Origin of the sequence: Waterburya agarophytonicola KI4, assembly GCF_020640915.1 — a bacterium.
GTDB lineage: Bacteria > Cyanobacteriota > Cyanobacteriia > Cyanobacteriales > Xenococcaceae > Waterburya > Waterburya agarophytonicola.
Genome location: NZ_JADWDC010000011.1, coordinates 28,567 through 51,115, shown reverse-complemented (window position 1 = coordinate 51,115; position 22,549 = coordinate 28,567). Strand labels below are relative to the sequence as shown.

At 39.7% G+C, this 22,549-nt stretch carries 18 protein-coding genes; 6 read left to right on the top strand and 12 right to left on the bottom strand.

The genetic code is table 11. The annotated features are described in order from the left end of the window. The 6 genes from I4641_RS06630 to I4641_RS06605 form a co-directional block, all read right to left on the bottom strand. Positions 1 to 1,043 (bottom strand): Hpt domain-containing protein (locus tag I4641_RS06630; RefSeq protein ID WP_229639690.1); only part of this gene is annotated, 1,043 nt, incomplete at its 3' end. A gap of 39 nt (positions 1,044 to 1,082) precedes the next feature. Continuing rightward, positions 1,083 to 3,863: a methyl-accepting chemotaxis protein gene (locus I4641_RS06625; protein WP_229639689.1), complete on the bottom strand. Its 2,781-nt coding sequence runs from the start codon at positions 3,861 to 3,863 to the stop codon at positions 1,083 to 1,085. A gap of 105 nt (positions 3,864 to 3,968) precedes the next feature. Further along, complete coding sequence (locus tag I4641_RS06620; protein WP_229639688.1) at positions 3,969 to 6,362, bottom strand: methyl-accepting chemotaxis protein; 2,394 nt, start codon at positions 6,360 to 6,362, stop codon at positions 3,969 to 3,971. 95 nt (positions 6,363 to 6,457) lie between these two features. Beyond that, positions 6,458 to 7,018 carry a chemotaxis protein CheW gene (locus tag I4641_RS06615; protein WP_369426732.1) on the bottom strand — a complete coding sequence of 187 codons (561 nt, stop codon included), beginning with the start codon at positions 7,016 to 7,018 and terminating at the stop codon, positions 6,458 to 6,460. 65 nt (positions 7,019 to 7,083) lie between these two features. Then, a complete protein-coding gene (locus I4641_RS06610; protein ID WP_229639686.1) occupies positions 7,084 to 7,449 on the bottom strand; it encodes a response regulator transcription factor in 366 nt (121 codons plus the stop codon). Between the two features lie 142 nt (positions 7,450 to 7,591). Next, positions 7,592 to 8,797, bottom strand: coding sequence for a response regulator (locus I4641_RS06605; RefSeq protein ID WP_229639685.1), 1,206 nt, complete (start codon positions 8,795 to 8,797; stop codon positions 7,592 to 7,594). A 261-nt stretch (positions 8,798 to 9,058) separates the two neighbouring features. Here I4641_RS06605 and I4641_RS06600 point away from each other — a divergent pair, with 261 nt between their 5' ends. Next, complete coding sequence (locus I4641_RS06600) at positions 9,059 to 9,574, top strand: hypothetical protein (RefSeq protein WP_229639684.1); 516 nt, start codon at positions 9,059 to 9,061, stop codon at positions 9,572 to 9,574. An 18-nt stretch (positions 9,575 to 9,592) separates the two neighbouring features. On the opposite strand, the gene I4641_RS06595 is transcribed toward I4641_RS06600, so the two are convergent. After that, positions 9,593 to 10,441 (bottom strand): hypothetical protein, encoded by an 849-nt coding sequence (locus I4641_RS06595; protein ID WP_229639683.1) that lies wholly within the window; start codon positions 10,439 to 10,441, stop codon positions 9,593 to 9,595. Positions 10,442 to 10,678: 237 nt separating this feature from the next. Between I4641_RS06595 and I4641_RS06590 the strand changes: the two genes are divergently transcribed. Together I4641_RS06590 and I4641_RS06585 are read left to right on the top strand one after the other, a co-directional pair. Next, positions 10,679 to 11,101 carry a BlaI/MecI/CopY family transcriptional regulator gene (locus tag I4641_RS06590; RefSeq protein ID WP_229639682.1) on the top strand — a complete coding sequence of 141 codons (423 nt, stop codon included), beginning with the start codon at positions 10,679 to 10,681 and terminating at the stop codon, positions 11,099 to 11,101. Then, positions 11,101 to 11,943 (top strand): M56 family metallopeptidase, encoded by an 843-nt coding sequence (locus tag I4641_RS06585; RefSeq protein WP_229639681.1) that lies wholly within the window; start codon positions 11,101 to 11,103, stop codon positions 11,941 to 11,943. The genes I4641_RS06590 and I4641_RS06585 overlap by 1 nt, the downstream gene beginning before the upstream one ends. Before the next feature lie 12 nt (positions 11,944 to 11,955). Here I4641_RS06585 and lipA read toward each other — a convergent pair whose 3' ends face one another. Beyond that, on the bottom strand, positions 11,956 to 12,864 hold the full coding sequence (gene lipA / locus I4641_RS06580; RefSeq protein ID WP_439655332.1) for a lipoyl synthase: 909 nt from the start codon (positions 12,862 to 12,864) through the stop codon (positions 11,956 to 11,958). A gap of 236 nt (positions 12,865 to 13,100) precedes the next feature. On the opposite strand from lipA, the gene I4641_RS06575 reads away from it, so the two are divergent. Beyond that, positions 13,101 to 13,667: a response regulator gene (locus I4641_RS06575; protein WP_229639680.1), complete on the top strand. Its 567-nt coding sequence runs from the start codon at positions 13,101 to 13,103 to the stop codon at positions 13,665 to 13,667. Between the two features lie 48 nt (positions 13,668 to 13,715). On the opposite strand, the gene I4641_RS06570 is transcribed toward I4641_RS06575, so the two are convergent. The 3 genes from I4641_RS06570 to I4641_RS06560 are packed head-to-tail and all read right to left on the bottom strand — an operon-like array spanning position 13,716 to position 16,980. Next, positions 13,716 to 14,570 (bottom strand): transglutaminase family protein, encoded by an 855-nt coding sequence (locus tag I4641_RS06570; RefSeq protein ID WP_229639679.1) that lies wholly within the window; start codon positions 14,568 to 14,570, stop codon positions 13,716 to 13,718. Beyond that, a complete protein-coding gene (locus I4641_RS06565) occupies positions 14,497 to 15,519 on the bottom strand; it encodes an alpha-E domain-containing protein (protein ID WP_229639678.1) in 1,023 nt (340 codons plus the stop codon). The genes I4641_RS06570 and I4641_RS06565 overlap by 74 nt, the downstream gene beginning before the upstream one ends. A gap of 24 nt (positions 15,520 to 15,543) precedes the next feature. Further along, a complete protein-coding gene (locus I4641_RS06560) occupies positions 15,544 to 16,980 on the bottom strand; it encodes a circularly permuted type 2 ATP-grasp protein (protein ID WP_229639677.1) in 1,437 nt (478 codons plus the stop codon). A 197-nt stretch (positions 16,981 to 17,177) separates the two neighbouring features. On the opposite strand from I4641_RS06560, the gene I4641_RS06555 reads away from it, so the two are divergent. Then, positions 17,178 to 18,122, top strand: coding sequence for an aldo/keto reductase (locus tag I4641_RS06555; RefSeq protein ID WP_229639676.1), 945 nt, complete (start codon positions 17,178 to 17,180; stop codon positions 18,120 to 18,122). Between the two features lie 174 nt (positions 18,123 to 18,296). Here the strand turns inward: I4641_RS06555 and I4641_RS06550 are convergent, their stop codons facing one another. Continuing rightward, positions 18,297 to 19,454, bottom strand: a complete 1,158-nt coding sequence (locus I4641_RS06550) for a hypothetical protein (protein ID WP_229639675.1) — start codon at positions 19,452 to 19,454, stop codon at positions 18,297 to 18,299. 134 nt (positions 19,455 to 19,588) lie between these two features. Here I4641_RS06550 and I4641_RS06545 point away from each other — a divergent pair, with 134 nt between their 5' ends. Then, complete coding sequence (locus I4641_RS06545; RefSeq protein WP_229639674.1) at positions 19,589 to 22,516, top strand: two-partner secretion domain-containing protein; 2,928 nt, start codon at positions 19,589 to 19,591, stop codon at positions 22,514 to 22,516. The last annotated feature ends 33 nt before the right edge of the window (positions 22,517 to 22,549 follow it).

Genomic DNA, 22,549 nt, shown 5'->3' with positions numbered 1-22,549 from the left:
ACTTCTACTGGTTCGTCTTCGGCTACAACTTGAGCATCGGGAATTGTACCAAAAATATCATCAATATTATGATCGTCAATTAAAGCAGCAACTTCTACTGGTTCGTCTTCGGCTACAACTTGAGCATCGGGAATTGTACCAAAAACATCTTCTGCTAAAGGATCTGTTGTTGTTGGAGAACCCCACAAATTATCGTCTTGACTATCAAAAGAAAACTCTTCTGTATTTAGATCGCCAGAAAAAGCTGCTGAAACGTCAGATTGAGCTAATTCTATTAAAGCAGAAGATACTTCTCCACCGCGATCGCGATCGCCTTCGAGGACTCTATCTTTAGCAATAGTACAATCAGCCAAGGTAACTTTGATAATTTCTAAAACACTGCCAGGATTTTGAGATAGAGCAGTTTGAGAAGTTTGAACAATGTCGCTAAAGCCAGATAAATTAAATAATTCGGCAAAGCCAGCAAACATATCTAAAGTTCCTTGCAATTCCTCTGCTAAATCAAAATTAGCAGGATTATCGACTATTTCCTGTAAATGTTCCAAAGACTGAACTACATCAACCTCAAAGATCGAAGAAACAATATCTACCCCCAAATCGTTAGAACTAGGAATATAGTTATCTGCATTTTTGAGGGCTTCTTCCAAACGAACTTCTAAAGCAGCAAACACTGGTTCGGCAGTTAATAACGCTGCTTCCTCATCATAAGAACCCGATTCAATTTGCTCTGTCAAGGGGCTGGAAAGACAATCATAGCCTTGTAACAATAAACTTTCTAAGTCCGCATCGAATTCCACACTATCGCTATAAAGAGCCTTCAAAAAATCTTCCAAACGATGAGCCAATAATTCAATAGCACTCAATTCCACACTGGCTGCACCTCCTTTGATCGAATGAGCAGCCCGCATCAACTCGTGTACCTTTGGCGTACTGTGGTCTTCGCGGAGTTCGAGCAAGCCTGATTCTAGAACCTGTAACAGTTCTTGGGCTTCTTCAATAAAAAATTGATACGCTTGGTCGCGGATATCGGGGTTGAGTGACATGATTTAGATATAGTTGGCAATTTATAAGAAAAAAAGAAATTAAGTTTTAAATTTGCCGATGCCTGACTGGAGTTTCTCTGCTACTGAGGATAGCTCCTTAATCGAGATAGAAACTTGAGTTGCAGCTTGAGAATTGTTTTCGGCAATTTCGGCGACGCTAACCATTGTTTGACTCACCCGTGTAGAAGTTTCAGACTGTTGTTTGGTTGCTTGAGTAATCGAGCCTACTAGCTTGCTAATTTCGTCACTAGCCTCGCTAATTTGAGTCAAACTTTGTCGAGTTTGCTGTACCAACTCGCTACCCGCAGCAATTTGTTCTGTGCCTTTGTTCATCGCCTCTGCTAGTTCGTTGGTTTCTAGCTGAATCTTGGTGACGAGGGTTTCAATTTCTGCTGTGGCTTCTGCTGATTGAGTAGCGAGCGATCGCACTTCGTTGGCAATTACGGCAAAACCTTTGCCTTGTTCTCCCGCCCTTGCTGCTTCAATAGAGGCTTTGAGGGCGAGAAGGTGAGTTTGGGCTGCAAAACGACCGACCAAATTAACTGCCTGAGAAATTTCTTGAGATGATTCCCCTAGTTGTTGCACTTTGATCGCAGTTTCGGTAACAGTATTCTGTACTGCGTTGATTTCGGCTACACTATGATTCATTGCGCGATCGCCAGTACGAATCGTCAAGTTGGCTTGTTTGACAAACTCATCTGCTTCAGACGCACTTTGAGCGACTTGTGCGATCGATTCTTCCATGGCATTAACTTGCTCTAAGGTTTTGCTAATTGCTTCGGCTTGAGTTAGAGTTTTTTCTACCAAAGCTTGTATAGCGACATCATTAGCTGAGGTATTATTTTTTACTTCCAGAGCAGCAGCCTTAGTTTGGTTAACTAGTTTCTGCAAACTTTCGATCGTAGCATTATAAGAATCGGCGATCGTGCCAATTTCATCTTCGGTTACTTTAGCTCGAACGGTTAAATCTCCTTCGGATACTTCATACACTTCTTTTAAAAGATCCAAAGCCCTACTTTGAATTACCTCTTTGGCAGCTTTTTCTCTGATTTCCCCCTGTTTTTGTTGTTCGGTTAATTTTAATCGAGTAATACCAAAAGCGATTTGGTTGGCAATTTGGCTAACAAACTCTACCTCTTCTTCTAACCAATTACGTTTGCTAGCTTGGTGTACCATCAATAAGCCATCTAGCTCATCTTCCATAATCACAGGGGCAATAAGACTTGCCTTTATCCCAAGAGACTGTATTTGTTTTCGATAGGATGGGGCTATATTAGCTTGTTGAATATCTTTAACTACTTCTACTTGAGTCTTACCCTGTTGGTGTCTGGTCAAATATGCAGCGACTAGATCGGGATTTAAAATTTCGGTATTTTGGAGGGAAGATGAACCCTTGGAAGCAGATTCGGCAACAACCATTCCCGATCTATTGTTAGCAAATTGATAGTAAACAATTCGATTAGCAGGGAGGCTTTTATGAACTTCCTCAACAGCAATACTAAGAATTTCTGATTTATTGCTGACATTGGCAAATTGTATAGTGGCATTTTTGATCGCTTCTGATTGTTGCGCCAAGAGAGCTTGAGTTTCTACTAGATTTGATAGTTGGGTTGCCATTCCGTTAATATTGGCACTTAATTGAGAAATTTCATCTGCTCCCCGAATCTCTAGGCGAGTATTAAGATTACCTCCCCCAATTTCTTTAACCGCATTGGCAGCTAATAAAATGGGGCGAAGCAGTCTATTTGCCAAAGCATAAGCGATCGTCCCCACACCTAAAGCTATAACACCAATACCCAAGATAAATACCTGACGTAGTTTTGTTTGGGGTGCAAACACAAGAGAATTATCTGCTGCCACGATCGCTTGCCAATTTAGATCGGGCAATTCTGGGAAACTCTTGGGGGGAGCATAGGTTAAAAACTGCTCTTTTTTAGTCGTAGTATTAACTGCTTGCCCCGCGCTAACTTTGCCACTGCCCAATAAACTTTCTGTACCCGAAAAAACTTCTACCGCCTTAATCGCTTCATAATCGAAAGACTTGTTATCAACCGTAGAATTATCACTACGAGTTTTAATAACATACTCTCCCGCCGAGCCGAGAAAAATCTCTCCTCGATCGCTAAGTAAATAATATTGATTGCCTCCAGCAGTATATTCTTTGAGCAAGTCTTTTAAAACTGCCACGGGCATTCTAGCTCTGACAAAACCGATAGTTTTGCCTGAAATGCTGTCTTTAATGGGAGATGCAGTATAAATACTGTAAATTCCAGAGCTAGTAGAAATTACGGGTTGACTGATTACCGCACCATTAGCTTTAAGAGCATCTTGTATGTAACCGCGATTGAGGTGATTGCTGAGGGTTTTGCCTTCTGTTTGAGCAATTAGATCGCCTTGAGCATCAAATACCGCAATATTATTGTAGATACCACGAGCATTCTGAAATTTTTGTAAGGCTGCTGACTTTTGCTGGGTAGTAGCAATTTTGCTTAGTTGAGGATCGGTAAAAATATCAAGATTTGCCATTACCTTGATATCACCAAAGCGATCGCTCATAAAGATATTAACTTGGTTTTGTAAATCCGCAACCAGGGTTTTTCTCAGGTTAGTAGTCTCTTGCTTGATCGATTTAGCACCAACATAATATACCGTCGAACCCACTGCCAGAGTAGGAATAGTACCAATGGCGATCGCCAAAACTGTGGTCTTAAAACGAATACTTTTGCGCTCCCACCAAGAAGCCGTCATTAATTTTCCCGTATCGGATAAAGTTTGGTCTAAGGGTAATTCTAAATAGCCATCTGGGGATGAATTTATCATGGAAAAAGTCTCATCAAAATCGATCGGTAATTAGGGCGTGTCATCAACACGGGAGTGGAACATGCGCCGTGGGACGGCGCGTTTCCTCCCGTCAATTAGAAATAATTAGCTAACTTTGAACTTAGCCACACTGTTTTGTAATTCTTGTGCCACGATTAATAAATCTTTGAAAGATGCGGATACTTCCCCAGCTTCGGTGGCAGTTTTGTTAGAGATAGCAGCAACCTGCATCATTGTCTGAGTTACAACTTCCGAGTTTTGAGACTGTTCGACAGTAGCGATCGCAATACCTCCGACAAGTTGATTGATTTCTTGGCTCACATCGGCGATTTGAATCAGTGAATTACGAGTACGATCTACTAGTTTCGTACCTGCCACAACCTGCTCTGTACCCGATTCCATAGCAGCTACCACTTCGTTAGTTTCTGCTTGAATTTCTGCCACTAGAGCCTCAATTTCTGCCGTTGCTTCTGCCGACTGACGAGCAAGGGATCTTACTTCATCGGCAACTACTGCAAATCCTCTTCCTTCCTCTCCTGCGTGGGCAGCCTCAATAGAAGCATTAAGAGCTAGCAGGTTGGTTTGATCGGCAAAGTTACTAATTACGTTGACTACCTTAGAGATTTTTTGCGAAGATTCTCCTAGTCGTTTTACTTTTTTGGCTGTTTCGGCAACTGTATCGCGGATTTCTTGGAAACCTTCTACGGTTTGAGTCATGGCATCATCACCAGCTTTTACCGTTTCTGCTGCTCTCAACACTGCTGCCTCAGCAGATTTGGCATTACTAGCAACAGCTTGAATAGAATCGGTAATTCCTTTAATTCTGATCAAGGCGTTGTTAATTTCTTCGGTTTGGGCTAATGCCCCAGTAGATAATTCTTGAATGGAAATGTCTTTATCGCTGGTGGTGCTAGATACCTGAAAGGCTGAGATTTGTACTTGAGCTACTAGTTTTCGCAGACTTTCAATAGTTGCATTGTAAGAATCCCCAATAGTGCCAATTTCATCTTCTTTGACTTTCACCTGTACGGTTAGATCTCCTCGACTGACGGGATCTACTTCCATAAGCAACTCCAATGCTCGACGCTGGAGATTTTCTTTGGCTGCTCTTTCTTTGTTCTCTGATTGCTTTTGTATTTCTAAGAGTTCTACTCTTTCAATTGCCGTACTGGTTTGAGAAGCAATTTGGGAGAATAAATCGATTTCATCTTGTTGCCAAGATCTAGGTTCGCTACATTGATGAGCGATCAATAAGCCAGTTAATTTATCGTTAATCACAATAGGAGTAATCAAACTAGCAATCACCTCAAACGGCTCTAACATCTTGAGATGACACTCATTTAATCCCGCTTGATAAATATTAGAGATCGCCTTGACTGCTCCTTGTTGATATTTTTCGGCATATCCTTCGGCAAAGCAAGGATCGTCTATCTCTGCGTTTAATGCTGAGGGAAATTTGTCGTCTACTGCTTCTGCGATAATTTTTCCCTGAAAGTTGTCATCAAAGCGATGATAAATAACGCGATCGGCATTTAAGACGTTTTTGCTACTTTCGATCACAATTTGTATAATACCCGATACATCAGTCGCTTCAGATATCTCTAAGGCAATTTCTTTGAGGATGCGAGAACGTTCTGCATCTTGTTTGAGACGAGACTCATTAATTTCAATCGAGTCTGCCAAAATATTGAAAGTAGTACCCAGCAACCCGACTTCATCGCTAGTACGAACTACCGCCCTAGCTTTGAGATTGCCATCGGCAAAATCTTGAGCCACTTTTTGTAGAGTTTGAATGGGTTCGGCGATCGCAATTCCCAGAATTTTACTCAAATAAATGATCGAGATTAAAATAACTACCGAAAGTAAGGATTGAGCCAAAAAGCTACTTTTAATTAGACTATTAATCGGACTTAAAGAACTACCGTGTATCAAAACCCCCATGGGTTTGCCCGTATCGTTCAAGAGGGTTTTTGCTGCTAAAACATATTTGATACCGTTTACTTGTTCTATCTGTTCTACTGTCGAACCGTTACTAGCAACCGCCAAATCAATAATTTCGTTATTTGGTAAAGCAATATTGCTATTTACTTGTCCGTCAATGTTTTCCGTCGAAGAGGCTAATACCAACTCTCCATCATTTTGATAAAGATAAATTGCGCTATAACTCTGGTTGTCTGTAAAAGCTGTGATGGCTTGCTCTAAGACAGAAGCTTTTTCCAGATCGCTTTTGTCAGCTAGTAAAATATCGATAATTTGACTTTTTATGTTTAGTCTTGATTCCGCGCGATCGAATAACTGATTTTTTAGAGAGCCAGAAAGAATTATTCCCCCAGCACCTAAAACTACTAATAGCCCCGCAAAGCTAAACCAAGGAATTAGACTGGTTTTGTGACTAATAGGCAAGTCATATAGTTTGCTTAATAAAGGAGATTTAGCTCCCAATGAGTTGGTTGAAGAACGTTCTTGTATTTGATTTGGTAATTCAGGCAAGTTATTCATAGAAACTAGAGCTTGAGAAAGGTGAACCTATTTACAAAAGAAAAATAAAATTATTAAAATTATTATTGAGATAGACTAATTTGATGAACAAAAATTTAATTAACAAAATTATTGGGCATAGCAGCAACTATTCCTTGTCCGTTTAGCACCATAATCATGTCTCCTTGTGGCTGAAGCCAATATCCTTCTAGAAAAGGTGCAAGTTGCGAATTGATAGTAGAGCGGGGAGGAATTTGAATCTCACCAACATTACACATTTCAAGATCTTCAACCTTAGAAATAACTAACCCCAGGTTAATATTTCCTTCTGCATTAGTATTGTGTTTTTCCTTATTAGGAGATAAGACAATGGCAGTATGATTGGAGCGATTGGTATTTTGTTGATACCAAGGATTTAGACCGATTAAATGTCCCAGATCGACCATCCAAAGAATATCTCCTCGCCAGTTATAAACCCCCATTACCCAAGATGGCATTTGAGGGATAGGAACAATTTGACTAAACTGAATTTTTAAAACTTCTGTAATCTGTTTGATAGGCAACATTAATTTAGTGTGATCATACAAATTAAATCTTAAAAATTGCTTTTGTTCCGTTTTGTTTACAAGCTGTGTTTGAGAATTTGATTGGTGTGACTGGGAAAATATATCCGACACAATTATTAATTACCTTTAGCAAAAATTAGATGAATAAATTGTCCTTAATTAAATCAAAAGCATTACTATGCAGCAATCAATTCTTTGACTTTTTTAACTAGTTCTTCTTGATCAATTGGTTTAGGAATATAAGCATTTGCTCCCTGTTTCATTCCCCAGAATTTATCCATCTCAGTACCTTTAGTAGAACAAAGAATAATCGGAATTTTATTAGTGTTGTCTGAACCTTTTAGTTCGCGACAAATTTCAAATCCACTCCGTCCTGGTAAAACCACATCTAAAACAATTAGATCGGGATAACTCTGCTCTATTTTTTCTAGAGCTTCTTCACCACTCAAAGCAACAGATACCTTGATTCCAACTCCTTCTAAACAACCTGTAATAATAGATCGTTCGGTTGCCGAATCATCAACAATTAGAGTGTATCCCATAATAATTGTCTCCCCAATTTATAATTATTTTTGTTATTTTTGTCTTATTTTTTGATACTAGAAAATTGGATTTTAGCAAGATATACCCAAGCAATCTCTATACTTCCCTGATAAATAGATAAACTAACATCAAAATTCAAATTCATTTGTTTAACTTTTGAATCACATATTTATCGATGGTTTCTAAAACTTGTTCTTGTTGGGCTGGTTTACCCAGAAAATCGGTCGAACCGATCATTTTTGCCCTGACGCGGTCAACAATGCCATCATTTCCAGTCAAAATTACAATTGGTGTAGTTTTGAAGAAAGAGAGTTTGCGTAGCTGAGAACAAATTTCATAACCATTGGTATTGGGCATTACCAAATCTAAAAAAATTAAATCTGGTTTGCGACTCAGCAAAACAGCGATCGCTCTTAAGCCATCCATTTCCCCCACAAAGTTATACCCTGCTTCTTTGATAATGCTTTCCATTGTCTGACAAATAATGGGGCTATCATCAATACAGGCAATAGTAATGCGACGGGGAGTTTTGATTTTGAATAGCTTTTGCGCTACGGGAGTAGAGACTGGAGGAGCAATATCTCCTACTTCGGTTAACTGTACAAAACCCAACTGAATATAGGGCAGTAAAGAGCGAGTGACAGTCACGACATCTCGCTTCATGCGGACGCTCAAATCTCGCAAAGTTTGCTTTCCGTCTAACAATTGGCTGAGATTTTGAAATACTTGAGTCGAAGTTTTTTTGCGTAAAGCGTCTGGTTGACGAATTAAAGGAGCCATATCGGGAGAGCGATCGGCAACCTTGGCTTCTTGCCAAGCAGCATATAGTTTGTTGGCTTCTTTAATTACTTGTTCGGCATCAATTAAAATTAATCTTGTGGATAACAAGTTGTCTTTAATCGATTCAAATGTAACTTCTACTGCTTGAGTGATATCAAATAGTACCTCGATTACAGTAGCCCTGATAACTTTAGTGGCTTGATCTCTAGTTATTTCACCTCGATCGATCCAAACAGATAATAGTTGATATTCCCAGGAAATTCTCGAATCTTCTTGGGCGATATTAGCTAAAATCAACTGAATTTCTTCAACATGAGATAGTCGTTCTGGACAATATGCAACAACATGCCGTCGCCATCTTCTGACGGGATGTACTCCTCCGCTAGCATAAACTATACGACCCAAATATAGATATAGTATCCAGGTGCGATCTTGAGCATCGGAAACAACCAACTGTCCGCTAAATCGAGATTCTTTGAGGGATTCAAAAAGCTCTATTTGCTTAGTAGGTGTAAACTGTTGAACATGAGTCCGAGTATGACTAATTCCATTTTTGGCAGTCGTCATTACAAACTTCCTCTTATAAAATAATTGCAGCTTATCGATAGACTGGTATTCAACATATAAATATAAAATTGAATAAGGGATTAATTAATTTAAAAATTTTTCTGGGTATTTAATATTTAATCCAATTAAAATCAACCCTCTCTTTTATAATTCCCCAAAATTTTAAAATCTTAACAAGTCGTACTAATTCTCATGAAGAGAAGAAAAAGCTGAGGTTAAGGGCAATTAGATAAACAGAATTTACTACAGGTTTTACAATCAATGCAGCTTATCAATAAAATTAATTCTTGGGACAATCATCTTTTGGATCGGCTTGGTAGTTCTGTTTATTCTCGTGTAGATTCTTGGTTGATCGCTCATCCTTTACTTCATTGGCTGGCAAATCATCCTTTGATTGGCTCGATCTCCCTAACAGTCGGCATAATTTTGGTAATTCGCTTGTTTTTAACAATCTATCGCAGTATTGCATCCACTATAGATCGGATGTGGTTGTGGATATTGCGATCGCCTTTTTTACTCCTCAAATTCCTCTTTGGTTGGGAGGTCAAATCTAAACAAGATCAGGCAAAAACTAGTATTACTAACTACGAAATCACCAATAATCCTCAACAGTTACAAGAGATCGTCAATCGTTTGGAATCTATTCAGCAGCAACAGCAACAAATTTTGCAAGATATTGCCCTACTAAAAAAGCGATCGCATTGGGGCGAAGCCCAAGAAATTAATCTACAGCTTGCTCCAAGAGAATTACCTTCGGCATTAGAAAAAAAAGCCTAAACCGATCGTCGATCGAGGTTAAATATCTTCTGTGGATCGAACGCACACTTGCTCGATTATTTCGTTATGAGTGGAGATATTGAGATTGACGATCGTCCCCTCTTTAGTTTTAATTAAAGCTCGATCTTTAGAGCCTTCTTCATAAAGAAAATTGTGACCGTTATCAGTGGCATAGTTATGAGCTACATCGGTTGATTTGCCTAGCAGACTGCGCCAATTGTCAAAATTAGGATTGAAAGCGGTTCGATCGTCGGTACAAATTAAAGAATTATCACTATTTTTATAATTCTGGGTCGTATTAAATTGCGTACTAGCTAAATCGGTATTTTGGACATCAATTGATTTTATCTGATTAAAAGAAAATTCAACTCCGCGATCGACAATTTCTTGGGAAAAAGCTAAGGGTTCGGTGACTAATTCTGGTTCAAAAACAATTTCATTGTTATTGAGCATTACTGAGGAATAATAGCGATCGCCATTTCGACCGACAAAATAAGTTGTTTTGCCTTTAGTTGCTTTAAAAACCTTACCGTCGAACACCGCTTCTGCGGGAATTGATAAACTATTCTCAAGATCTAGCTTTGATTGTCGATGATAATAAAAATTATTTTCTAACTCGCAAATACTAATATAGTAATCTTCCGTTTCAAAGCGATAAACTTCTCGATATGTCACATTTTGTTGTTGACAGCCAATATTATTTTGAGCCAACCAATTTTGCTGGCTTTCGTAGTTTTGTTGTTGACTGTTATAATTTGAATCAATATTGGTTTGTCTCGTTTCCTCTGCCAAAGAAGACAGACTATTGTCTCCATCAAAATAAATAATAGCTATTAATAAAATTACTGGTTTACACCAACTAATCATGGTAAAACTCCGCATCTATTGTGAAATATATTTAGGGGAATAAATTAAATTTATAATTGACTGCATACTTATCTAAAATATAACCTTTAAAAAGTATTAAGCCTTTAATTTGTATCCTTTTAAGTCTAAACTTAAAGAGTAAAGAGTTAGACAATGTTTAGTTGTTATTGAGAAATATAAATTTATCGATCTCTAACGGATAAAATAAAACAGAGCGATAGTACCCAATCTAAATTAATGGCCTTTTTACCGCAGCATAAACCCAAAAAAATGTCTCTTGGTCCTCTAGAAAAAGAAGTTCTAGAAATAGTTTGGCAAGGAAAAGTCGTAACGGTTAAAAACGTTCACGATCGCATTTTGCAAGACCCCAATAGAGAACTAGCCTATACTTCTGTCACTACAGTTTTGAGACGCCTGACAGAAAAAGGCTGGCTCAAATGTAGCAAAAAAGGTCGCGCTTTTTCGTGGCAAGCAATAGTTTCTCAAGAACAAGCCCAAGCTTGGCAATCATATGAAAAACTCAATGGTTTTTTGGCAGTGAGCAACCCTGATGTAGTTGCTTCTTTTGCCGACAGCTTGGATGCTGCTAGTATAGAACAAATTGATGCGATCGCTGCTCGTCTCAATGCAATACGTCGTCAGAGAGAGGAGGAAAGATAATGCACCTCTGGGCTATTTTTAGCGTGATTTTAACTGCTTGGATGATTCGTACCCAATCAATGAAATCGAAGGGAACTTGGTCTGAGCGATGGTATACAAGTTTGTTTTTGTTATTATTTCCTGCTTTATTAATTCTCAGCACGGCGATCGCCATACTTTATATGGGTTGTCATGGAGCAATGTTAGGTATCAAAGCAGGTTCGTGGGGATGTAGTGTAGCAGCTATCTTAATTTTATTTGCCGTTACTTGCTTGGTCAAACTGGTTGATCAAAGTCGTCATTCTACAAGAAATTTGGCAATTTACCCCAGGCGATCGATTGAGGGAACTTTCGCCAGAATCATCGATTTAGACTTACCCTACAGCGCGCAAATCGGATTTTGGCAGCCCGAATTAGTTATTACTAGTGGTCTGTTCAACAGCCTTGATCAAGAACATCTAACGGCAGTTTTAGCTCACGAGCAAGCCCATCTATATTACCGCGATACCTTCTGGTTTTTCTGGCTGGGCTGGATGCGCTCTTTTACTTTTTGGTTGCCCAATACAGAAGCTTTGTGGCAAGAACTGTTATTATTACGAGAACTGAGAGCAGATAGCAAAGCAGCAGAAGAAGTAGACTTTTTACTCTTAGCCGAGTCTTTATTAACAGTAGCCCAAGCTCCCTTAAAATATTCTCCTGGATGGTGTGCCAATTTTAACGATTATGCCCTTGGCGATCGCCTAAACGAAAGAATTGATTCTTTGTTGGGCAAACAAAAACCCCCTGCAACCAATCAGTGGCGCAATTGGAGTTGGGTATGTTTGTTAGTTATTCCCCTGCTCACTATCCCTCTGCATTATTGAGGATAGAGGAACTTAACTTCCTTCTCCTGCATGATACGAGCTTCGTACCAAAGGAGCAGATCTAACGTGAGAAAAACCTACTTCGCGAGCGATGTTGCCGAGATGGGTAAACTCTTCAGGAGTCCAATATTTTTGGACGGGTAAATGAGCTAAAGAAGGACGCATATATTGACCGAGAGTAAGGCGATCGCAATTTATTGCTCTAAGATCTTCCATCGCTCGAACTATCTCCGCTTCAGTTTCTCCCAAACCCAACATCAAACCAGACTTGGTGGGGATAGCAGGATCGAATTCTTTAACCAAACGCAAGACATTTAACGAGCGGTCGTATTTTGCCCCTCTCCTCACGGGTGCTTGCAAACGTTCGACAGTTTCTAAATTGTGGTTATAACAAGCAGGATTAGCTGCTACTACAGTAGCCACTCTATCTTTTTGGCTATTTACAGCATCTTTGCCACTCCAAAAATCAGGAGTAAGTACTTCAATTTGAGTTTGAGGATTTACCAGTCGAATAGCATTCATTACTTTAACAAACCATTCTGCACCACCATCTTGAAGATCATCTCTGGCGACAGAGGTTAACACCACGTAGCGTAAACCTAGCAAACTAACCGCATCAGCAACTTTCTGAGGTTCATCGGGATCCAAATTCATTGGCTGATGACCCTTTTCTACTTGGCAAAAGGCACAGGCGCGGGTACAAGTCTGTCCCATTAATAAAAAAGTTGCAGTTTGATTGGCGTAACATTCACCTCGGTTGGGACATCTTCCTTCTTCGCAGATGGTATGAATATTGCGCTGTTTGATAATTTTCTGTACGGTAGATAGCTCGCTAGCTTTGCCAATCGGTCTTTTCAGCCAAGATGGTAAAGAGATTACTTCATCGCGCCAACTATTTTTTGTCGAGTGAGATTGGTTCAATTTCTCCATCATGCCTTGAATATCAGCAACATTACTTACTTAAGAATACAAAAATAATTATTATTTAGATAGTTTTTCCTGTTATTTTGGTAATTTAAAAGGGAACTCTAAGCTTGTAAACAAAACTAACTGCCAACATCGCGATTAGAGATGACGAGAAAACCTCGCCCTCTATCGCGCTCAACATCAGTCTAGTAAGTTTTGGGCATGGGGAGTTAGTCGCTTAGGAGTAAATCGTGTCAACCCACAAAATTTTGGTTATTGACGACAGTAAAGTCATCAGAATGCGAGTCAAAGATATGTTACCCGAAGGTAACTTTGATGTCATCGAAGCCAAAGATGGCTTGGAGGGATTCAATTTAATTAGAACAGAGTTACCTAATTTGATTATGCTCGATTTTCTTCTGCCGAAAATGAGTGGCTGGGAAGTCTATCAGGAGATCCAAAAGCAACCAAGATTTCGCTCAATTCCTTTGGTGTTGATGTCTGGTAGAAAAGAAGAGGTGACAGATAAACTCACCGAACCTTTTGAATATTTTTCTTTTGTGGAAAAGCCTTTTGATCGCGAACAATTGGTAGATGCGATTCGAGATGCCATGATGAAGGCGAAAAAGCAGCCTCAAAGCTCTACTCAAGCTGGATCTGTCGGATCGTCAACTAATGCTCCTCCAGGGAATATATCTGCTTTAACTGCCGAAATCGAGGACTTAAAGTTGAAAGTTGCTAAATTAGAACAAGAATCAGAAAATATGAAAAAACAATTTAATCAACTGGTTGGCTTTATCAAGCAGAAAATTAGTTGAACGACAATTAGCGTAGTTAGGTGAATGAATAAAATCGATTTCCTATCTTTAATGGATTGAGATTTGAGCATTCATGGTAGAAGTTACATTTCGCTCCTGTTGCACGGGAACGACAACGCCAGAAATGGGAGCAGCATATTCGGGAATGGCACTCGCAACCAGAGGTATATGACGATCGCTAATTATTAAGCCCAAAGTCGGATCGTAACCCCGCCAACCCCCACCAGGCAAGTAAACTTCTACCCAAGCGTGTAGATCTCGCTCGGACATAGCTCGATCGCCTTCTTGATAACCACTAACAAATCGGGCAGCAATGCCTACCGCACGACAGACTTCCATAAATAACACCGTATAATCCCGACAAGAACCTTTTTTGTAGCGCCAGGTGACACCAGGAGGAAAAGGCGAACCTGTTTCTCTGGTGATATATTCGCAATCTTGATAGATACGTTGATTGAGAGCGAACAAGAAATCTAGAGTATTGTTGTCAACGGCGATCAAAATATCTTGAGCCAATTCTAAGGCTAGGCGATCGCTCACAAAGCCATAGGGTTGTAAATATGGCTCTAGTTGTCTCAATAAAGACTGGGGATAGTCAAATGGTAAAACTGTTGCCCAAGGCTCTAAAAGATATTCAAAAGGATTGCTACAGGTGGTTTCTACCTCCGACATAATTGAAATAGCTAACTGTTCTGTCGGCTGGCTAAACCACAGCTTAATTAAATTATTGCCATCAAGGTCAACAAAATCCGATCTTCCTTGGGCTTGGGGTTGGACGGAAAGAGAAAAATTATGAAGTTTAGTAAAGCGATCGCAACGGGGACGCAATCTAATTAAGTGAGGTTTGAGAAAAACCGCTTGACTGTAGTTGTACGTTGTTTGATGGCAAATCTGATATTGCACTATGGGAATCACCTAGATCGATAAAGGTTGTATAAATCTCATTTCCTACCTGATTGATCGAATCTTGCATCTGATTTAAAAATTCATGCAATCCCGACTGGATGATATCTTCAATAGTTAGATAGCCCAATTGAGAACACAATCTACCCAAGGCTCTTTCCGCACCATTACACCAAGTACCAGCAGGAGTTTGAGTGATTTCGTGGAGACACTGTTGTGCTTGCCACAAACAGAAATAGATCGAGCGAGGAAAACAACGATCTAAAATCAAAAATTCGGCTACGCTACTGGGGGTAATATGATGTTGGCACTTACGATACATTTCATAAGCACTAGCAGATTTGAGCAACGCAATCCATTGAATCCGATCTAAGGGCGTACCAACCCATTCAGCCGAAGGTAAGAGCAAGAAATACTTGACATCTAAGATACGAGTGGTTTTATCAGCCCTTTCTAATAATCTTCCTAGTTGTCCAAAATGCCAGCCTTCATTGTGAGACATGGTTGCATCCATCACTCCTGCAAAGCGATGACTTGCCATTTTGACTCGACTAAATAATTTGGGTAAAGTACTAAGGGATTTGATGCTCGAAGCTTCTTCAATGGTTAAATAAAAGGAGTTTACTTCTTCCCACATTTCTGAAGAAATTACTTCGCGGATCGAACGGGCATTTTCTCTGGCTATTCCCAAACAAGAAATAATTGAATTGGGATTATGGCGATCAAACATTAAGAATTGAATTACGTTCTCAATGTTGGCTTCACTATAGCGAGAATTAAATAATTCTAGATCTCCCGTTACAGACACCAATGGTTTCCACTGTTGGGGCATTCCTGCGGGTAAATCTAACATCAAATTGAGATTGACATCAACAAAACGGGCAACATTTTCTCCACGTTCGATGTAACGGTTTAACCAATAAATTGAATCTGCGACTCTACTTAGCATATTTAATTGTTAATTGTTCATTGTTCATTGATTTAAAACCCAAGTATCTTTACTTCCACCACCCTGGGAAGAATTAACTACTAAAGAACCTTTTTTCAACGCTACTCTAGTCAAGCCTCCTGGATGAACGTAGATTTCATCACCACGATGGAGAATATAAGGGCGGAGATCGACGTGCCTACCTTCGACTTTGCCATCAATTAAGGTTGGTACTCTCGATAAACTGAGGGTTGGTTGGGCAATATAATTGCGGGGTTGAGCAATGATTTTTTGAGCGAATTCTTCTCTTTCGGCTGCGGTGGAATCGATCCCAATCAGCATTCCATAACCACCAGCTTCATTGGCTGCTTTGACAACTAATTTATTTAGGTTCTCTAATACATATTTGCGATCGCTTTCGCGCCAACATAAATAGGTAGGAACACTAGCCAAGGTTGGTTCTTCTCCTAAATAGTAGCGAATCATCTCAGGAACGTAGGCATATACTACCTTGTCATCTGCAACCCCCGTTCCTGGTGCGTTAGCTAGGGCTACTTTACCCTGTTGGTAGACTTGCATTAATCCTGGTATACCCAATAAAGAGTCGGGGTTAAATGTCATGGGATCGAGGAAATTGTCATCGATGCGACGATACACTACATCAACCCGTCGCAAACCTTTAGTGGTACGCATTTGTAAATAGCCATCTGCGACGATCAGATCTTTACCTTCGACTAACTCTACTCCCATTTGCTGTGCTAAAAAAGAATGCTCGTAATAAGCAGAGTTATAAATACCAGGAGTCAGAACGACTACATTGGGATTGGGTAATTGGGATGGTGCTAGATTTAACAGGGTTTCTAATAGCTGACTGGGATAGTCATCTACGGGGGCGACGGGCATAGTCTGAAAGATTTCAGGAAAAGTGGTTTTCATTACCCGTCGATTTTCCAATACGTAAGAAACACCAGAAGGCGATCGCAAATTATCTTCTAGAACATACCATTCACCATCTTGATCTCTGACTAAATCTGTTCCTGTAATGTGACACCAGATTTTTTTGGGAGGTTTGCTAGATAAACAAGGTTTGAGAAATCCCGAAGCAGTATAAATTATTTCTTGAGGAATTATGCCATCTTTGATGATTTTTTGTTCGCCATAGACATCATCTAAAAATAGATTGAGGGCTTGAATTCTTTGTTTTAAACCTTGCTCTAAACCCGCCCATTCTGAGGCAGAAATAATGCGGGGAATGATATCAAAAGGAAATATTTTTTCTACACCGCGATCGTCATTATAGACATTAAATGTTACTCCTAACTTGAATAAAGCAATCTCCGCTGTCGAACGTTGTTGTTCTAATTGCTCGATCCCCAACGTTGTCATATGTTTGATGAGGGAAACAGAATGCGATCGCGGTTTGCCTATTTCTGTAAATAGTTCATCATAAAATTTTTCAGGGTTGTAGGAGTCAAAAGGCATTTTTAAGGAATAAGGGAAGAGAAATGAGCCACAAGGAGAAATCACTAATTTCCCGTACTTGTTACACTTTCAGATTTAACTTTATCTGTGACGACAAATTGTAATTTTAGCTACATTTTCCACATCTCTTAATATTAAAAAGTTATAGATTAATAGAGATAGATCGCTCATTTATTCTGCCTTTTTGATTAATTTTTATGGCAACTAGTAACATATCAGTCGGTAATATTTCTCTTCCTAACTTGGGTATTGGTACTTGGTCTTGGGGCGATAGTTTGTTCTGGGGTTATGGCTCAAACTATGGAGAAAAGGAAGTTCGAGAGGCTTTTGAAGCAGCCGTAGAAAATGGTGCAACTTTTTTTGATACTGCTGAAGTTTATGGTTTAGGAGAATCAGAGCGACTTCTGGGTAAGTTTATCAAGGAAACAACTCAACCAATACAAATCGCCACTAAATACTTTCCTCTACCCTGGAGATTTAATCAACAGTCGGTAAAGAATGCTCTGACTGACAGCCTCAAAAGATTGCAGGTAGAACGAGTTGATATATATCAAGTTCATATGCCTTTTGATTTTTTTATGGGTCAATCTACCTTAATGGAAGCATTGGCATCTGAGGTTAAGCAAGGAAGAATTCTTACTGTGGGAGTGAGTAATTATTCTGCACAGCAGATGCAACAAGCTTACGATCTTCTGGCGCAATATGATGTACCTTTAGCAGTCAATCAAGTACGTTATTCTTTGCTAACCCGCAAAATTGAGCAAAACGGCATCTTGGAAACAGCCCGTAAATTAGGAATTACGATTTTGGCTTATAGTCCCTTAGACCAAGGATTACTCACGGGAAAGTACGTCCCTGAAAGAGTCAAAGAAGTAACTGGTGCGAGGAAACTCGATCCTAAATTTTCAGCGCAAGGACTGAGCAAAATCGAGCCTTTAATTAGTCAGTTGCAGCAATTAGGAGAAAAGTACCAAAAAACTACGGTTCAGATAGCTTTGAACTGGCTCATTGCCCAAAAAAATGTAATTCCTATACCTGGGGCAAAAAATCCCCAACAAGCGGCAGAAAATGCAGGGGGAAGTGGCTGGCAGCTAAGTGCTGAAGACGTGCAACAACTGAGTCTCCTAAGTTTGAATTATTAAGAGGCAGTGTACACTATAGCTCTATAAAATGCTGGGAGACAGACTTGAAATGACACATTAAACTGAGATCTTGCACGCCTTTCAAGTAAACTTAATAATCTACGATTGGTAGTCAATTTCTTACCCTTTTACCTGATACCACGAGTGAGTTACGGAACAGCTGCAAAATCTCAGTTAAACAACGTCAGAATCTGCTCCCAGTGATTGAAACTCAAACACATAATAAGCAATTCCTTCCGCACTGTAATTAGGTAAATTCTGCTCAATAAATTCATTTTCTATTTCAGATGAAGTATACAGATGCGCCCCTATCGTGGGTTCAAAGAAACGATAAACGGGAACAGTACCTTCTATTTGAGTGTCATAAGCGTAAAAAGCTTCCCCTTCAAAACTAAAATTAGGCGCATTTTTCAGGATTGAGGTTTTTTCTACCTCAGATATTGTATATAGATGTACTCCTGTATCTTGATTAAAGAAGCGATATACAGGTTTAGGTTCAGGAGTACCTGTTAGGGGATCGACAGCAAGATAAGATTCTCCTTCAAAATTGTATTCGGGCAAATCTGTTTCGATCGCTTCTCTTTCTGCTTCGGAGGTAGTGTAGAGATGAGCATTAGTGTTTGAGTTTAAAAAGCGATATACTGTAGCCCCCTCACTATCAGCTGGTTCAACTCCGATAAATTCAACATCGTTAACATCGATGTTGAGGTCGGTATCAAGCTGAACGATCTCTTTTCCATCAACAGACAATTTGCCTGTAGCAGTATCGTAACTAGCACTGGGGTTCTCTGCCGCACTCTGAATAATGATTCGGTCTTCTCCGACCTGGAAATCCGTAATTTCGTTGATTTCAGGGGAAGGGTCTTCGGACAACTTGAAATGAAAAGTATCCCTTCCCGTACCGCCAGTTAGAATATTAGCTCCATCTGAGACAATAATTCGGTCATCACCTGCCCCACCATCTAGAGTATTATTCCCTAAGAGATCGTTAAGAGTATCGTTACCATCTCTCCCTAGTAGTTCATCATTGTCTGTACCACCTGCCAGGGAATCATCACCTTCACCGCCATCGAGAATGTTATTGCCCGTAGAATCTCGCAGTCTATCGTTTCCTCCATCTCCTAAAAGGCGATCGCTACCGTCTAAGCCATCAATAGTATCATTGCCTCCGCCGCCACTGATAATATCATCTAAATTACCACCAGAAATCGAGTCCCCCCTGCCAGTAGCAACCAATCTGTTGACCTGATCTAACAGACCAATAATCTCCAATCCTTCGTTGAGAAAATTGCTAGAGCTTGCTGGTGTGGTGGGATCAATAATGCTAGACATAATCAAGTTATATTATAGAAATTTTATTAAAATGATCTACTTACTAATCGTAATATATGGTATATATCATATCAAATATTTAATTTTTCCTGAATTTAATATTTAATAGTAATTAAGCCATAGGCAAACATATTATGCTAGCTAGTATCAAAAGCAGTAGTTTTCTTTGTTTAGTTGCCGTAATTTCCCTTCTGTCTAAATCCGCAGTAGCGCAGATTAATCCAGATGGCACTACTTCGACTACTGTAACTACTGAAGGAAACATCTTGACGATCGACGATGGCGATCGCGCTGGCAGCAATTTATTTCATAGTTTTCAAGAATTTTCTGTACCCAACGGTAATGAAGCTTTTTTTAACAACGCCGCTGATGTGACCAATATTTTCTCTCGCGTTACGGGAAGGGATATTTCTAATATTGATGGTTTAATTAGAGCCAATAACGCTAATTTATTTTTGATCAATCCAGCGGGAGTTATTTTTGGCGGCGGTGCCAGCCTGAATTTAGGTGGCGGTTCTTTTTATGGCAGTACTGCTGATAGTATTTTGTTTGAAGATGGGGAATTTAGCGCGACAGATTTAGACAATCCTCCTTTATTAACAGTTAATGCCCCTATCGGTTTGAATTTCCGTGATAATCCTGCTCCAATTCAGGTTAATAGCTCCGTTCTAAGAGTAGAATCGGGTCAGAATTTAATCTTATTAGGTGGAGAGCTTAATCTAAATGATAGTGTCAGAATGTTTACTCCTGGTGCAAATGTCGAATTAGGAGCAATATCTGGTGGTGGAACTATTGAATTGGATGAAAATCTCAGGCTGAACTTTCCCGACGATATTGCCTTGGCAAATATATTTCTCAATAATGATATTGCAGTTAATGTCACTTCCAATGATGGAGGAGCGATCTCTATTAATGCTAACAATCTACAATTATCAGGAAACAGCCGCTTAGCTGCAGGAATAGAAGACAATGCTGATGCCTCAGATATTCGCTCTGGCAATATTACGATTAATGCCACAGAAGACCTGACTCTTGAAGGGAATAGTCAGATCCTCAATCGAGTAAGTAGTAACGGACAAGGAGAGACGGGTGATATCGAAATCTCGACGGGGTCTAATATTATTTTAGATGGTAATAGTTTCATTATTAATGAAGTGGCAGATCTCGGACAGGGGAACGCGGGAAATATCCAAATAGCAACTCAATCTTTAACTCTGAACAATAGTTCTTTTATTGGCAGTCAAACCTTTGGGCAAGGAAATTCGGGAAATGTCAACATCAATGCCGAAAATACAATTGCTATTAATAGCGGTAGTTCTTTGCGGAGTCTTGTAAGGGTTGGTGGAGAAGGAAATGCAGGAGAGCTTAATATCAATACAGATGTCCTGGTTGCTGAAACTGTTGAGGGTACTTCGGAAAATAGAAGCCTGATCTTCTCCAATACTTTTGGTGCAGGAAACGCGGGTAATATCAATATTAATGCTACCGATTCTGTGACTTTTGATAACAGTTCTGTGTTGGCTCAAGTAGACGAAGGTGCTAGCGGGAGCGGTGGCAATGTGACAATTAATACTCCATCTCTTGAGGTCAAAAACTCTGCGAGCGAAGTACTAACTGCTTCAGGTATTTTCACCGATACTAAGGGAACGGGGAATGCTGGAGACATTAATATAACTATTGATGATGCACTAACTATTGACAGAAGATCTTCGATAGGTGCGGGGACAACTAGTGAGGGGAATGCGGGAGATATTAAGATCGCAACGGATTTACTATCTTTGAGTAATTTTGCTTTACTTGCTACTAATGTTAGAGAGAATGCAGGTGGTGATGCAGGAATTATTACCATTGATGCCAATGATGTTGACATCTCAGAAGGGGCATTGATTGACACGTCGATAATTGGTACTTCCAGACCGATCGATTTTACTGGCGGTGAAATAAATATTAGAGCTAACACTCTAGATTTAACGACTGGAGGAAAAATATCTACCAATACTTCTAATAGTAGTGCTAATGCAGGAAATCTAAATTTAATTATTGCCGATCGCCTTACTATTGATGGTAGCAATTCAGCGGTTTTACCTCCAGAATTCAGAGAATTTTTAGATCCATTATTAGAGTTAGAGAGTATTACGGGGCTTCTGGCTCTCACTAGGCTGGGCGCGACAGGAAATGGCGGGAATATCAATATCATTAGCCCTAATGCTTCGATAGATATTGCTAATGGAGAGGCACAAATATCCGTGTCTTCCTTTCAGGCTGAGGGTAGTGGTGGCTCAATACTAATCGAAGCTCAAAATCTCAAGTTAAACAATAATAGCTCAATTTTTGCTTCTACTCCTTCTGGTCAAGGCGGTTCGATCTCATTAAAGATCGAAGATAGCATCATCTTGGATAACGACAGCAGTATTACCGCCCAAGCCTTTAATGATGCAAATGGTGGCAATATTGACATTGACACGAATTTTATTGTCGCGTTTCCTTCCAAACCCAATGGTAGCGATATTACTGCTAGTGCAAAAGGTGGAGATGGTGGCAATATAAATATTACTGCTGAAGAAATTTTGGGATTGCAGGAGAGAACTTCAACTTCTAGCAATGGAACTAATGATATTGATGCTAGTTCCGAATTTGGTTTTGATGGTAGCGTATCTTTGGAAACTCCTGATATAAGTTCTTTTCAAGGAATCGTAGAATTGTCGACCAAAGTAGTTGAATCAGGTGATAGTGTAGCTAACGTTTGTAGGGTAGATTCTGGTGTGGGCAGTAGTTTGGCACTCAAAGGACGGGGAGGAACTACACCTCAACCGATCGAACCTATGTCAAGTGATTATCTATTAGTTGACGGCACTGCTGCTAGAGAAAGCAAACCTACTTCATCGAAGATTGAAGATCGACCTAATCAAGATGGGGCAATCGCTACTGGAGAGGGGAATATTTATCCTGCAAGAGATGTAATAGTAAAAGCAGATGGAACATTGATTTTAACCGCTGTTCCTGGGACAAATAAGTTGCCACAGCCACCAGCTGAATCGCCAAATTGTCTAACCAACCATTAAGCAAGAGAGGAAATAAGGCAAGCTTTAATACCT